The 14,655-nt window shown below is 66.8% G+C and carries 11 protein-coding genes; 4 read left to right on the top strand and 7 right to left on the bottom strand.

The window, feature by feature from the left end; genetic code table 11:
• Window positions 1-2 precede the first annotated feature (2 nt).
• Window positions 3-515 carry a peptidoglycan-associated lipoprotein Pal gene (pal, locus tag EGM87_RS13355; protein WP_044660423.1) on the top strand — a complete coding sequence of 171 codons (513 nt, stop codon included), beginning with the start codon at window positions 3-5 and terminating at the stop codon, window positions 513-515.
• Window positions 516-648: 133 nt separating this feature from the next.
• On the opposite strand, the gene EGM87_RS13360 is transcribed toward pal, so the two are convergent.
• The 7 genes from EGM87_RS13360 to EGM87_RS13390 all read right to left on the bottom strand — a co-directional run bounded on the left by EGM87_RS13360 (window position 649) and on the right by EGM87_RS13390 (window position 9,244).
• Entirely contained in the window at window positions 649-2,037 is a 1,389-nt protein-coding gene (locus EGM87_RS13360) for an efflux transporter outer membrane subunit (protein WP_137710458.1), read from the bottom strand.
• Window positions 2,038-2,146: 109 nt separating this feature from the next.
• On the bottom strand, window positions 2,147-3,064 hold the full coding sequence (locus EGM87_RS13365) for an efflux RND transporter periplasmic adaptor subunit (protein WP_137710174.1): 918 nt from the start codon (window positions 3,062-3,064) through the stop codon (window positions 2,147-2,149).
• Window positions 3,061-3,276 (bottom strand): DUF1656 domain-containing protein, encoded by a 216-nt coding sequence (locus tag EGM87_RS13370; RefSeq protein ID WP_025549801.1) that lies wholly within the window; start codon window positions 3,274-3,276, stop codon window positions 3,061-3,063. The genes EGM87_RS13365 and EGM87_RS13370 overlap by 4 nt, the downstream gene beginning before the upstream one ends.
• Entirely contained in the window at window positions 3,273-5,333 is a 2,061-nt protein-coding gene (locus EGM87_RS13375; RefSeq protein WP_137710173.1) for an FUSC family protein, read from the bottom strand. The genes EGM87_RS13370 and EGM87_RS13375 overlap by 4 nt, the downstream gene beginning before the upstream one ends.
• A 42-nt stretch (window positions 5,334-5,375) precedes the next feature.
• On the bottom strand, window positions 5,376-5,825 hold the full coding sequence (locus EGM87_RS13380; RefSeq protein ID WP_025549803.1) for a MarR family winged helix-turn-helix transcriptional regulator: 450 nt from the start codon (window positions 5,823-5,825) through the stop codon (window positions 5,376-5,378).
• Window positions 5,826-6,047: 222 nt separating this feature from the next.
• Entirely contained in the window at window positions 6,048-6,350 is a 303-nt protein-coding gene (locus tag EGM87_RS13385; RefSeq protein ID WP_048576931.1) for a hypothetical protein, read from the bottom strand.
• A gap of 23 nt (window positions 6,351-6,373) precedes the next feature.
• The gene (locus EGM87_RS13390; RefSeq protein ID WP_137710172.1) at window positions 6,374-9,244 is read right to left on the bottom strand and encodes a M16 family metallopeptidase; all 2,871 of its coding nucleotides are present in this window, start codon (window positions 9,242-9,244) and stop codon (window positions 6,374-6,376) included.
• A gap of 173 nt (window positions 9,245-9,417) precedes the next feature.
• Between EGM87_RS13390 and EGM87_RS13395 the strand changes: the two genes are divergently transcribed.
• From EGM87_RS13395 to EGM87_RS13405, 3 genes are all read left to right on the top strand, one after another.
• Window positions 9,418-11,052 carry a M28 family metallopeptidase gene (locus tag EGM87_RS13395; protein ID WP_137710171.1) on the top strand — a complete coding sequence of 545 codons (1,635 nt, stop codon included), beginning with the start codon at window positions 9,418-9,420 and terminating at the stop codon, window positions 11,050-11,052.
• Between the two features lie 215 nt (window positions 11,053-11,267).
• Entirely contained in the window at window positions 11,268-13,847 is a 2,580-nt protein-coding gene (gene clpB, locus EGM87_RS13400; protein WP_044662829.1) for an ATP-dependent chaperone ClpB, read from the top strand.
• 77 nt (window positions 13,848-13,924) lie between these two features.
• Entirely contained in the window at window positions 13,925-14,647 is a 723-nt protein-coding gene (locus EGM87_RS13405) for a 2OG-Fe(II) oxygenase (RefSeq protein WP_044660429.1), read from the top strand.
• The last annotated feature ends 8 nt before the right edge of the window (window positions 14,648-14,655 follow it).

A 14,655-nucleotide genomic window follows, 5' to 3' on the forward strand; every position in this document is an offset into this window, starting at 1 on the left:
CGATGAAACTATCCCGTCCCCTGCTGATGGCGACCGCCGTCATAGCCCTTGCCGCCTGCTCCAAGAAGCCGCCACAGGAACTGCCGCCTGCGCCCGGCGGCGACGGTTCGGCGCAGACCGGCGGACCGGCGACGCCTTCGGGCCCGGTCAAGGGCAGCCAGGAGGATTTCGTGGCTTCCGTCTCGTCGGACCGCATCCTGTTCGACACCGACCAATATGATGTCGACGCGCAGGATCAGCAGATACTGCAGAGCCAGGCCGCCTGGCTGCAACAGAACCCCAATGTCCGCGTGACCATAGAGGGTCATGCCGACGAGCGCGGCACCCGCGACTATAATATCGCCTTGGGCGAGCGCCGCGCCAATGCGGCGAAGAACTATCTCGCGTCGCTGGGCATCGACGCTGGCCGCATCACCACCGTCAGCTATGGCAAGGAACGCCCCGCCGCCCTGGGTTCGGACGAAGCGGCCTGGGCGCAGAACCGCCGCGCGGTGACGGTCACCGTCCAATATTGATCCCGTGAAGCATTGGAGTCCCAACAGCTCCATGACCCGCCGGTCCCCAGGATCGGCGGGTGTTCTTTTCCCCTTTAAATGGCAGCCAGTTCCCGCGCAGGAGCATGTTGCGCCCTGATCTGGTCAAACCAGCTTACGACCAGCCACCGCCGAGAGCGAGGAAGATGGCGATCTGGTCCTGCACCAACTGCACCCGCGCCGCCGCCGCCGAAGCCTCCGCATTGGCGAGCGAGCGTTGCGCGTCCAGCAGGGACAGGAAATCGCCGCGCCCGAAGCGGAACAGCTTGCCCGCCTGCGCCGCCGAAACGCCTGCGCTATCCCGCGCCCGGTCGAGCGCGGCCGTCTGCTCGGCATGGCGGCGGTAGCTTTCCAGCGCCGTTTCCGTCTGCCGCAAAGCCTCCAGCACAGTTCCGTCGAAACGGGCGAGATCGGCCTGTACCTGCGCATCGGCCTGCGCGATCCGCGCCCTGACGACAGGCCGGTTGGGGAAGCTCCAGCTCAGCAGCGGGCCCAGGCTCATGCCGAAGCTGGTGCCCGAACCGAAGCTTTTGAGCGGTCCGGCGAGCCCCAGCGATCCGCCGATGCTGACCTGCGGATAGAGGTCCGCGGTCGCCACCCCGACGCGGGCGGTGTCGGCGGCGATGCTGCGTTCCGCCTGTCGGATGTCGGGCCGCCGCCGGATCAGCGCCGCGCCGTCGCCCACGGGCATGGGTGCGTTCAGCGCCGGCAGCGTTGCGCAGCCCTCCACTTCCCTGGGATAATCCGCAGGCGATCGCCCCAGCAGCGTCGCCAGCAGATAGAGTCCGCTCTGCCGCTGCGCATCGAAGGCGGGAAGGCTCGCCTCACTGGCGTCGACCGCCGCCTGCGCCCGGCTGACGTCGAAGGCGGTGCCGCGGCCGCCCCTGAACAGCCGCTGGGTGGCGTTGAGCGTCTCCCGCTGAAGCGCGACGACGCGCCGGTTGACGGTCAGCGAATAATTGGCGGCGCAGACCTGCGCATAGGCCCTGGCCGTGGCGGCCGCCACGCTGACCCGCACATAGTCGCGCGCCGCCACGACCGTTTCCAGGTCGGCGGTGCTCGCCTCTATCGCGCGCCTGATCCGGCCGTTGAGGTCGAGCGGATAGGAGGCGGCAAGGCCCAGATCATAGCCGACCACGCCCGGCAGGCTCTCCGCCGTGCCGGAAGGCCGGGCAAGCGTCCCGCCGCCGCTGACCGTGGTACCGACGGTGCGCCCGGCCTCCGCCTCGCGCAGCACCGCCTCCGCCGCGGTCAGGTTCGCATCCGCCACGCGCAGGTCGGTGTTGGCGGCGAGCGCCTGTTCGACAAGCGCATCGAGCCGGGGATCGTCATAGAGCCGCCACCAATGATCGGGCAGTTCGACATTGCTGAAGCTGGGGTCCTGCGCCGACAGGAATGCGCCCTGCGCGGCGGGGGCAGTGGCGGCGGACTTTTCCGGCGGGCGATAGTCAGGGCCCGCGGTGGCGCAGGCGGCTAGCGCCAAGGCGAGAAAGGGCGTCCATATCTTCGCCCCACATCCGCTCCCTTCGGGTGAAGGCTGTCGGCTTCCCAAGAAAGAAAAGGGCTTCGACAAGCTCAGCCCGAACGGCGAGAAGGTGTCGGGAGCCGCGACATTATGCATGGCGGCACGCTCCCGGTTTCGCGTCCTTCCGCGCCGGTTCGATCGTCACCGTGGCCGTGCGCCCGGCGATCAGCTTCACCTCCGGCGGCACCCGTGTCAGCTTCACCCGTACCGGGATGCGCTGGGCCAGGCGGACCCAGGAGAAGGTCGGCTCGACGGTCGGCAGCAGATTGCCCGAATCCGAACGGCTGCTGTCGTTGATGCCATAGGCGATGCTGTCGACCCGCCCGTAGAGGTCCTGCGCCTCGCCCATCAGCCGCACCGTCACCGGCGCGCCGATGCAGACCAGCGGCAGCTTGGTTTCCTCGAAATAGCCTTCGATGCGCAGGCTGTCGCGGTCGACCAGCGCCATGGCCTGCTGCCCCGCCGCGACGAAATCGCCCGGATGCAGGTCGAGGTTCGTGACCACGCCGTTGACCGAGGCGACCACCCGCGTTCGCTTGAGATTGAGGGCGGCGGCATCGCGCGCGCTCATCGCTTCGGCCAGCGCAGCCTCCGCCGTCGCGACGCGCGCGACATTCTGCTCATGCGCCTCCTTCGCCACCAGCTCGCCCAGCGCGACGTCGCGGGTCGCCTCCCGCCGCGCCTGACCGAGTGTGGCCCGGGCGCTGGCGATCTGCGCCTCCGCCTGCTCCAGCGCCAGCGCATAGCGCGGCCGGTCGATCACGAACAGCAGGTCGCCCGCCCTGACTGCCTGGTTGTCATGCACGGCGACGGAGGTGACGAGCCCGCCAATGTCCGGCGTCACCCGGACCACATCGGCGCGCACCCGCCCGTCGCGGGTCCAGGGGCTACGCTCATAATGGTTCCACATCCATATCGCCACCAGCACGGCGACGATGACGATGACGATGGTGGCGGCGCTCCTGATCAGGGCAGGGGGGATCAGCGTGGCGGCAAAACGGTTCATAGGCGGATTCCAAGGGTGGGAACGAGGAGGGCGAGCGCGCCCAGCACCAGCACGAAGATGCTGAGGTCGACCGCCGCGCGATAGGCGAGGAAACGATAGAGGCCGAAAGCGCCGATCAGCCGGGTGACGCCCCAGCTCAGGATCAGCGCCACCAGCGCGAGCAACAACAGGGTCGGCACATAGACGCCGCCCAGGGCGATTTCTCCGGTCATGCGGCCACTCTCCGATAGCCTTCGCTTTCAGGGAACAGGTTGCGGCGCAGGCTGACCAGCGCGAGTATGGCCTCCCGCCGGATCACCGCGCTGGGATTGCGCGACAGGTCGCCGATCGCATGGTCGATGTCGGTGAGCAGGGCAGGCTTCGCGGGCGCGGGCGCATCCGGGTCCAGCCCGCGATAATGCGCGCTGACGCCCGTCAGCACATCGGCCAGCGGCGCCGCTTCATCGGCGGGCAGGTCGAGCCGCAATTGCCGCAATTCGCCAATGGCGACGCCGGTCCGCAGGTCGCGCAGCGCGTCGTAGAGCGGCCGCCCGCTGTCGGACCGCACCGCCGCCAGACGCGGCGCCAACAGGGCGATGCGGTCCAGCATCCGGTTGATCCAGCCGCGCAGATCGGGCGGCGTCATCAGTGTGGCGCGGTTGGCGATGTCGTTCCAGCCCGCGCGCACGGTGCGCCGGATCGCCCGCTCCACCCCCGCCGACTGCAACAGCCCGGCCATGATGATCGCGAACCAGATGCCCACCAGCTGCGCCACGGTGCCGTTGGCGTAGCTGGCAAAGGCGCTGACATAGCGATCCGACAGCAGCACCGGGCTGCCCAGCCCCAGCAGCGTCGGCAGGGCGATGCCCATCCAGCGCGGCGACGCCATCATCGTGCCGAGCAGCAACAGCATCGGCGCATAGGCGGCCGCCAGCATGGCGAAGCCGTCGAGGCGCGGCATGATCGCATAGCCATAGACCGCGCCGAGCAGCGAAGCGGCGATGGTGCCGATCATGAAGCCCTTGAGCGGCGCCAGCGGATTGTCCGACGCGGCGAACAGGGAAAGGAACACGCCCGCCAGCATCACCGCGCTGCCGCCGTCCTTCCAGCCGCTGCCGATCCACAATGCGCAGCCCACGGCCACGGTGACGAAGGCGCCGAGGGCCCCGCGCGCCGCCCCGGCATAATCCCTGTGCAGTTCGCGGTTGCGCCGCCCCTCCAGCAACTCACCGACGCGGGGGCTAACCGCCTCCCGCCTGTGCGTCACCATCTGGTCGTAAAGGTCGCGGCAGTCGCGATGCGCCGCGATCAGGGCGGCCAGCCGGGCGAACAGGCTGAGGCGCATCATGTCCGCCCACCCCATCTCCGCCCGCGCCGCAGGCTCCAGAGCGGCGCAGCGGGCGATCAGGGCATCCGCCGCCGCGGTGCGAAGGATGATGTCGTCGCCGGGGTTGACGATCCAGGCGCGGACATCCGCGATCAGTTCTTCGACCTCCCGCGGCACCTTTCCGCCGCTCGCCGCCTTCAGCATGGCCAGCCGGTCCTCCACGGCCGCGCCCAGGGGCAGCAGCAGCGAAAGCTGGTCCTGCATCGCGCGCACCGTGCGCACGCGGGGCGCGAGGCGGCTGATGTCGAAGGGCAGGTGCACCGACATCTGGTGCAGTTCGGTGATGTCCTGCGCCAGACGGCGGCGTTCCTGCGCCAGTCCCTCCACCGGCTCCAACGCAATGGCGTCATGCGACCAACGCTCCGCATCGCGCAGCATCGCCTCCACCCGCACCAGCAGCAGGTTGGTGATGGAGCCGGGGAAGACGACGCCGTGGACCAGGCTGCCGCACATGATGCCGATGGTGATTTCCTGCACGCGCAGCGTCGCCACGGTGAAGATGGTCTGCGGCGTGTCGACGTCGGGGAAGACGATGAGGCAGGCGCTATAGCCCGCCAGCACGAACATATAGGATCGCGGCGTGCGGTCGAGCAGGGAGACGAAGACGCACAGGGCCAGCCAAAGCGCCATGGCGAGCGACAGCAGTTCCGGCGCATTGACCAGCGGCGGCACGATGGCGACGGAGAAGATCGCGCCGGTCAGCGTGCCGATGACGCGGAACACCGCCTTGGAAATCACCGCCCCGGCCAGCGGCTGGGCGACGATATAGCTGGTCAGGAAGGCCCAATAGGGCCGCTCCAGCCCGATGCTGAGCGCGACATAGAGCGCCAGCATCGCCGCCGCGAAGCATTTCAGGGAAAAGAGCGCGGCAGGCCAGCCGATGCGCTCTCCAAGGGCGTTCATATCAGCGCTCGCATGTCGGGCCATTCATGGCGGGCCGTCCCGTTACGACTGACCCCGCCGCTCGGCCATGCGCCGCTCCAGCAGGTTCAGCAGGTTGACGATGATCTCGATCGCGGCATCGGGCACGCCGTCGAGCAATTCGCGCCGGAGATTCTCCAGCCTGGCCTCTATCCGGCCCACCAGCTCCTGCCCCTCCGGCGTGAAGGCGACTCGATTCGACCGCCGATCATCGGGATTGGGCACGCGCTCCACAAGCCCCGCCGCCTGCAGCTGGTCCAGCGTCCGGACCAGCGAAGGCTGGGCGATGCCCAGTTCCTCCGCCAGATCCGCCTGCCGGACGTCGGGGCCCAGTCGGTCGAGATAGATGAGGCACCAGCCCGCGCTGTTCGAGACGCCGAATTCCGCCAGCGCCAGATCGGCCAGTTGCCGCCACTGGCGCGCCACCTGTGGCATTTTATGCGCGAGGGCGCGCTTTAACTCCGATCGGGACATTTTTCTTAGATAGCTAACTAATGTCCTACGTCAAGGGATTTTCGTTTCTCTCCATCGCGGGATGGAGCAGAAGCGGCCTTGGGCGGGTGGAGTTAAAAGGGGCCCCGATCTGCCGCGCCCGCGAGCGGTCCCCCAGGTTGCGCGCAGGGGAAATTTTTGGCGCGGCACGAAAAAGGGCCGGAAACTCGCGTTTCCGGCCCTTTTTCCGCCCTGCTGGAACCCTCAGGCCCGGCGCGTCCCCGAAAAGCCCGCCGTGCCGAACGCGCCAAGCTGCATCGTCCCGGTGATGGCATCGCCATTCACCTCCGCCTCGCATTCCAGCGTCATCGGCATCGGCAGCGTCATGTTCATCTTCCAGCGCAGCTTGTTGCCGTCCACCTTGCCCTCGGCCACGTCGAGCGAACCCATCATGCCCGCGAAGGTGCCATGAAAGCCGTCGCCCGAGCTGATGACCGTCAGCACGCCATTCTGGTCGCCCATCGGCGTTTTCGCGACGCAGTCATAGGCGCCATCCACTGCTGCCATAGCACTTCTCCTTTACGTAACCGTCAATCGGCCAATGTGCCCATTTCCACCGGAAGGCCGACGACGTCAAGCTGCGGTTTCACCAGTTTCGCGTCGCCCACGACCACCCAGATCAGCCGGTCGGGATTGATCGCATCCCGCGCCGCCTTGTCGAGATCGGCAGCCGTCATCGCGCGGTACACGCCCGGTAGCGTCTCATAATAATCATCCGGCCGCCCGAGCATCCGGTTGCGCATCATCGCGCCGAGCAGGTCGGACGAGGTTTCGAAACTGCCGGGCAGCGACAGGATCTGGCTGTTGATCGTCTGGTTGCGTTCCGCCTCCGTCGTGCCCTTGGCGGTCAGGAAGTCGCTGATGTCCTTCCGCGCGGCGACGATGGACTCCCCGGTCTTGTCGGTCTGGACCGGGGCATAGACCAGCAGCGGGATCGTCTCCTTGACGCCGGGCAGCGCGCTGCCCGCATAATAGGCCCAGCCCTTGGTCTCTCGCAGGTCCATGATCAGGCGGGAGGTCGAGCTGCCGCCCAGCACCTCATTGGCGGTCAGCAGCGTCACCGGATTGTCCGTGCCCGCCTTGTTGGTGAGCAGCCCGGCGAGGATCATCGACTGCGGGCTTTGCGGCTTGTCGACCAGGATGATGCGCGAAGGGCGCATCATGCGATCCATGCGGAACAGCTTGGCGCCCTTGGCCGCCTTGGGCGCCTTCCAGTCCCCGAAGCGCTTTTCCAGCAGCGGCATCACGTCGGCCAGCGTCGTGTCGCCGGTGACGAAGATCGTCGCATTGTCGGGCCGCATCCATTTGTCGTGGAAGGCGACGAGATCGGCCCGCGTCACCGCCTTGACGCCGCTTTCCGTGCCCGATCCGGTGAAGGGAATGCCATAGGGATGCGCCTGCCCATAGAGAAGCGGCGGCAGCAGGCGTTGCGCGATCGGCATGGGTTCGGTCTTTTCCGCCGCGATCCGGGTCAGCACCTGGCCGCGCAGGCGTTCGACCTCCGCCGGCGCGAAGGCCGGGTTGCGGATCACGTCCGCCAGCAGGCCCAGCGAGGCGTCCAGATTGGGCTTGAGCGCATAGAGACCGACATTGGTCGCGTCCATGCCATTGCCCGCGCTGATCGAGGCGCCCAGCCGTTCCTGCTCCTCCGCGATCTGCACGGAGCTGCGCGTCGTCGTGCCTTCGTCCAGCAGCGCCGTGGTCAGGCCCGCCGTGCCCAGCTTCGCCTTGTCGTCGGCCGCGTTGCCCGCATCGAAGGACACCGACACCCGCACCACCGGCACCGTTGCTCGGCGCGCGAAGACGATGGGAATGCCGTTCTTGAGCGTCGCATGCTCGACCGCCGGGAATTCCAGGTCCTTGACCGGCTCGATCCCCGGCTCAGCGATTTTTGTGGGCGGCGGCGGGGTCGCCGCGACCGGCGCGGGCTTCTTGGGATCGCGGAAATAGGCCGGATGATGGGTCGCGTTGCCCGCCAACGCATTGTCCTCGGCCGACCGCTCGCCCGGGGCGACGGTCAGGCGGAACACCGGCCGGGACAACCATTTGCGCGCCGCCTCGCTCACCGATTGGGGCGTCGCGGCGGCGGCAGCGGCCAGATCCTTCTTATATTTGGCCGGATCGCCCGAATAGACGGCGCCCTCGGCCAGCGTCACCGCCTTGCCGCTGAAGCCGCCGACCTTCTCCAGCCCGCCGATGGTGCCCGAAAGCTGCTGCGTCGCGGCGCGCTGCACCTCGTCCGCCGTCGGCCCCTTGGCGAGATAGTCGGCCAGAAGCTGGTCGAGCCGCTTGCCCACCGCCGCCGGGTCCTGTCCCGGCTTCACGTCCACGGTGATCTCCGCGATGGAGAGCTTCTCGAAGGGCTGGATGCTGGCCTTCACGCCCACGGCGATCTTCTCGTCCCGCACGAGGATATTGTCGAGCCGCGAGGATTTGAGGCCGCCGAACACAGCCATCGCCAGGTTGAGCGGCGTCAGATCGTCCGAATTCACCCCCGGCACGATCCAGTTGCGATAGAGCCGGGTGGCGGCGACATTGTCGTGCATCACCTTCTCGACGTCCCTGTCGAGCGTCGGGACGGCCGCATCCACATCCTTGGGCGCGGGACCGGCGGGGATATTGCCGAACCACTTCTCGACCTTGGCCTTCGCCGTCGGCACGTCGATGTCGCCCGCCAGCACCAGCACGGCGTTGTTCGGACCATAATGGGTCTTGAACCATGTCTGCACATCGGCAAGGCTGGCGGCGTTCAGGTCCGCCATCGAACCGATGGTGGAGTGGCGGTAGGGATGCCCCTCCGGCAGCATGGCGGCGAGCTGCGCATATTCGACCAGCCCATAGGGCTCATTCTCGCCCATGCGCTTTTCATTCTGCACGACGCCGCGCTGGGTATCGAGCTTGGTCTGGGTGACGGCGCCCAGCAGATGGCCCATGCGGTCGGATTCCAGGAACAGCGCCCGGTCCAGCGCGCCGGTCGGCACCGTCTCGAAATAATTGGTGCGGTCGAACCAGGTCGTGCCGTTCCAGTCGGTGGCGCCGATGTCCTCCAGCCGCCCGAAGAAAGGTCCGTCGGCATTTTCGGAACCGTAGAACATCAGATGTTCGAACAGATGGGCGAAGCCGGTCTTGCCCGCCGGTTCGAAGCGCGAGCCGACATGATACCAGATGGACACGCCCACGACCGGCGCCTTGCGGTCGGTGTGGACGATGACGCGCAGCCCGTTCTTCAGCGTGAACTGCTCATAGGGAATGTTCACCGCCGCGACCAGGCTGGAAAGCGGCGCGGGCGCGCTCGCCGCCTGGGACGCCGGAGCAGCCGCCGCCTGCATCATGGGCACGAACGCGAGCGAGGACAGGCCGAGCATCAGGGCCATCCGGCGGGAAATGGGGGAGAAGGTCATCGGCGCCTCATGATGGTCAGTGGATCGGCGGGCAGCATAGCGGGGCGTTTTAGCTGTGCAATACGCATGTGGGAGAGGCGCCTCATCCTCCGGCAAGGGCGAGAGGCCGCTGGACAGACGAAACCAGCGCGCTAGGCTTCCCTTCCAACCATAAACAGAGGTTTTCGCACCCGATGCGCCTTCGGTCCTTCGCCTTCGCTTCCACCTTCGCCCTTGCCCTCGCCACCCCCGGCCCAGCGCCCGCCGAAACCGCGCCCGCCATCAGTGCGGAGGGCATTCGGGCCGACATCGGCTTCCTGGCCGACGACCTGCTGGAGGGGCGCGACGCGGGCACGCGCGGCTATGACATCGCCGCCCGCTATGTCGCCGCGCGGTTCGAGACACTGGGCCTGCGGCAGGCGGTTGCCGACAGCTGGTATCAGCCCGTGACGCTTGCCGTGGCGCGGCTCGACAAGGGGGCCGCCCCGTCGATGGACATTGGCGGCAGGCGCTTCGCCAATGGCGACGATGTCGCTGTCGGCGCCTTCGGCCGGGAGCCGCGGCAAAGCATCGAGGCGCAGGCGGTGTTCGTCGGCTATGGCCTGAAATCCGGGCGCGAGAAGATCGACGATTATGCCGGTCTCGACCTGCGCGGCAAGTTCGCGGTGGCGCTGTCCGGCTCGCCCGTCGGCATGCCGAGCGAGATCGGCGCGCACCTGGCCGCCGAAAAGGCGCTGGCGGCGCAGCAGGCCGGGGCCATCGGCCTCATCACCATTCCCACCACCGGCTATCTGCGCCGCACCCCCTGGGAGAAGCTGCGCGACCGGGCGCAGCATCCGACGGTGAGCTGGCTGGAAAAAGACGGCCAGCCCTATGTCCGCACTCCCGGGATCCGCGGCACCGGCACAGTGACCGGCGCCGCCGCCGACGCGCTGCTCGCCGGATCGGGCAGGAGCCTGTCCGCGATCCGCGCCGAGGCGGAGAAGAAGGGCGTCCGGCCCAAGGGCTTCGCGCTGAAGCCCGGCATCCGCATCGACCGCGCCAGCACCGTCGAGACCGTGCCCAGCCGCAATGTGCTGGCGGTGCTGCCCGGTTCCGACCCGGCGCTGGCCCGGGAATATGTGCTGCTGATGGCGCATCTCGACCATCTGGGGGTCAAGGAAGACGGCAAGGGGCCGGACAGGGTCTATAATGGCGCGATGGACAATGCGTCGGGCGTGGCGACCCTGCTGGCGGTGGCCAAGGCCTTTGCGGAGAGCGGGGAGCGGCCGAAACGCTCCATCCTGTTCGCGGCGGTGACGGCGGAGGAAGACGGGCTGCTGGGGTCGCAATATCTGGCGCGGAACCCCGTCCTGCCGGCGGGGGGCAAGCTGGTCGGCGTGGTCAATCTCGACATGCCGATCCTGACCTATGATTTTCAGGACGTGATCGCCTTCGGCGCCGATCATTCGACCCTGGGACCGATTGTCGAGAAAGCGGCGAAGGCCGAGGGCGTTTCGCTCTCGCCCGATCCCCTGCCGGCCGAAGGGCTGTTCACCCGGTCCGACCATTATCGCTTCGTGCAGGAGGGGGTGCCGGCGGTGTTCCTGATGACCGGTTTCGCCGGGCCGGGGAAAGAGGCGTTCGAACATTTCCTCAAGACCGACTATCACCAGCTTTCCGACCAGATGAGCCTGCCCTTCAACTGGGGCGCGGCGGCCAAGTTCGCCAAGGTGAACTATGCCATCGCGCGGGAGATCGCGGACGAGCCGCAGACGCCGCTCTGGTACAAGGGGGATTTCTTCGGGGACGCCTTTGCGCCGGATGCGCCAAAAGCGGTGAAGCGATAGGGAACATGTGTTCCCCGCCCGAGGTTTAACGCAGCGTGCTCCCGCGACCCGAAGGTCGGCCTGAGCCAATGCAGGCGTCCAGTTTTGACGGTGGGACCGGCTTCCCGCCTTCATAAGGAACATGGTGCGCCAGGACGTAAGGATATTTGCGTAGAGCCTCTTGTGTTGCTTTTATGCAACATTACATCGTGACGAGCTTCACGAAGGGGAACATGATGAACCTCGAAAAATTCACTGACCGCGCCAAGGGCTTCCTCCAGTCGGCGCAGACCGTCGCGATCCGGATGAGCCATCAGCGCATCGGCCCGGAGCATCTGCTGAAGGCGTTGCTGGAGGACCAGCAGGGCATGGCGTCCGGCCTGATCAAGGCAGCGGGCGGCGACGCCGGCGTGGCGCTGCGCGAAACCGACGCAGCGCTGGCTAAGGTGCCTGCCGTATCCGGCAGCGGCGCGCAGCAGACCCCCGGCCTGGACAATGATGCCGTGCGCGTGCTGGACAGTGCCGAACAGATCGCGACCAAGGCGGGGGACAGCTTCGTCACCGTCGAGCGGCTGTTGCTGGCCCTCACCCTCGCCACCACCACGGCGGCCGGCAAGGCTTTGGCCGCGGCTGGCGTGAAGGCGGAGGCGCTGAATGCCGCGATCAACAATCTGCGCGGGGGGCGCACCGCCGACACGGCGGGCGCGGAGGATCGCTACGACGCGCTCAAGAAATTCGCCCGCGACCTGACCGAAGCGGCGCGCGAGGGCAAGTTGGACCCCGTGATCGGCCGCGACGAGGAAATCCGGCGGACGATCCAGATCCTGGCCCGCCGCACCAAGAACAATCCCGTCCTCATCGGTGATCCCGGCGTCGGCAAGACCGCGATTGCCGAGGGGCTGGCGCTGCGCATCGCCAATGGCGACGTGCCCGATACGCTGAAGGACCGCACGCTGATGGCGCTCGACATGGGCAGCCTGATCGCGGGCGCCAAATATCGCGGCGAGTTCGAGGAGCGGCTGAAAGGCGTGCTGGACGAGGTGAAGGGCGCGGAAGGCCAGATCGTCCTCTTCATCGACGAGATGCACACGCTGATCGGCGCGGGCAAGTCCGAGGGCGCGATGGACGCGGGCAATTTGTTGAAGCCTGCCCTGGCGCGCGGCGAACTGCACTGCATCGGCGCGACCACGCTCGACGAATATCGCAAATATGTCGAGAAGGACCCGGCGTTGCAGCGGCGGTTCCAGCCTGTCTTCGTGGGCGAGCCGACGGTGGAGGACACCATCTCCATCCTGCGCGGACTCAAGGAGAAATATGAGTTGCACCATGGCGTGCGGATCACCGACGGCGCGATCGTGTCGGCGGCGACTCTCTCCAACCGATACATCACCGACCGTTTCCTGCCGGACAAGGCCATCGACCTGATGGACGAGGCGGCGTCGCGCCTGCGCATGGAGGTGGAGAGCAAGCCGGAGGAGATCGAGACGCTCGACCGGCGGATCATCCAGCTCAAGATCGAGCGGGAGGCGCTGAAGAAGGAGACGGACAAGGCTTCGCAGGATCGCTTGGCGGCGCTGGAAGAAGACCTAGCCAATCTGGAGCAGCAGTCGGCCGAACTCACCCAGCGCTGGCAGGCGGAGAAGGACAAGATCGCGGGCGAAAGCAAGCTGAAGGAGCAGTTGGACGCTGCCCGCGTCGAACTGGACCAGGCGCAGCGCGCGGGCGACCTCGCCAAGGCGGGCGAGCTGGCCTATGGCCGCATTCCGGAGCTGGAGCGCAAGCTGGCCGAGGCCCAGAACGTCACCCAGGGCGCGATGCTGCGCGAGGAAGTGACGAGCGAGGACATCGCTTCGGTCGTCAGCCGCTGGACCGGCATCCCCGTCGACAGGATGATGGAGGGCGAGCGCGAGAAGCTGCTCGCCATGGAAGAAGAACTGGGCAAGCGCGTCATCGGCCAGGCCGATGCGGTCAAGGCCGTGTCAACCGCGGTGCGCCGTTCGCGGGCGGGTTTGCAGGACCCGAACCGGCCGCTGGGATCGTTCCTGTTCCTGGGGCCAACGGGCGTGGGCAAGACGGAGCTGACCAAGGCGCTCGCCGGATTCCTGTTCGACGACGACAGCGCGATGGTGCGCATCGACATGAGCGAGTTCATGGAGAAGCACTCGGTCGCCCGGCTGATCGGCGCGCCGCCGGGTTATGTCGGCTATGAGGAAGGCGGCGTGCTGACCGAAGCCGTGCGTCGCCGGCCCTATCAGGTCGTGCTGTTCGATGAGGTGGAGAAGGCGCATGGCGATGTGTTCAACGTGCTTCTCCAGGTGCTGGACGATGGCCGCCTGACCGATGGGCAGGGCCGGACGGTGGACTTCACCAATACGATCATCGTGCTGACGTCGAACCTTGGCAGCCAGTTCATCGCCAGCCTGGCCGATGACGAGCCGGTCGAAAAGGTCGAGGATCAGGTGATGGACATCGTCCGCGCGCATTTCCGGCCGGAATTCCTGAACCGGCTGGACGAGGTGATCCTGTTCCACCGCCTGGGCGCCGCCCATATGGCGCCGATCGTGGACATCCAGGTGGCGCGGATCGGCAAGCTGCTGAAGGACCGGAAGGTGAAACTCGACCTGACCGACGGCGCACGGGCATGGCTGGGCCGGGTGGGTTATGATCCGGTCTATGGCGCAAGGCCGCTGAAGCGCGCGGTGCAGCGCTATCTGCAGGACCCGCTGGCCGACCTGATCCTGCGCGGCGAAGTGCCGGACGGCGCGACCGTGAGGGTGGATGAAGGGGATGGGGCATTGAGGTTGAGTGTGGGCTGACGCGGGAGCCAAAGAGGGGCGTTTCCCGGACGGGAAAATCGTTATAGTCCGTCCATATGGAACGCCCTTCATTCCCCATGTTCAAGTTGAATCCGGACTTGGACGAAGCGATTTTGCGAGAGCATTTTGCATGCGAGGGCCGCGTGCAGATCGCCGATTTCCTTGAAGCCCCTCAGGCTCTGGCGTTGCGCGCCAGTCTGAGCGAACGCTCCGATTGGCGCCATGTCATCAACGGCGAAAGCCAGGTCTTCGAAATCGCTGCCGATCGGTTCGATGCTTTGCCGGACGAGACGCGCAAGACCTTGGAACAGGCCATGTTCGCCAAGGCCAGTCATGGTTTTCAGTTCCAGTTCGACACCATCCGCGTGCCGGATGAAAAATCGAAGAGGCAAGCGACCAGCGAGCATCTCGCGGCTTTTGCAACCTTCATGAGTTCTCAGGAGGTCCTGGAATTCATCGCGGCGATCACAGGAGAAAAGGGGATCGGCTTTGCCGATGCGCAGGCCACCCGCTATCGGCCGGGAGACTTCCTGACGCGGCATGATGATGCCGTCGCCGGCAAGAATAGGCGGCTGGCCTATATATTGGGTTTGACGCCGGGATGGCGACCGGATTGGGGCGGGCTATTGCTGTTCCATGGCGCGGGCGAGAATGTCACCGACATATTCGTTCCTCACTTCAACAGACTGAGCCTATTCGCCATCGGGCAACCGCACAGTGTGAGCCATGTGGCGCCCTTTGCCGGCGCCGAACGCCTTTCGGTGACAGGCTGGCTTCGGACAGGCCAGCAACCCGATTGATCCCGCAT

This window comes from Sphingobium sp. RSMS, assembly GCF_005406185.4.
Lineage (GTDB): Bacteria > Pseudomonadota > Alphaproteobacteria > Sphingomonadales > Sphingomonadaceae > Sphingobium > Sphingobium fuliginis.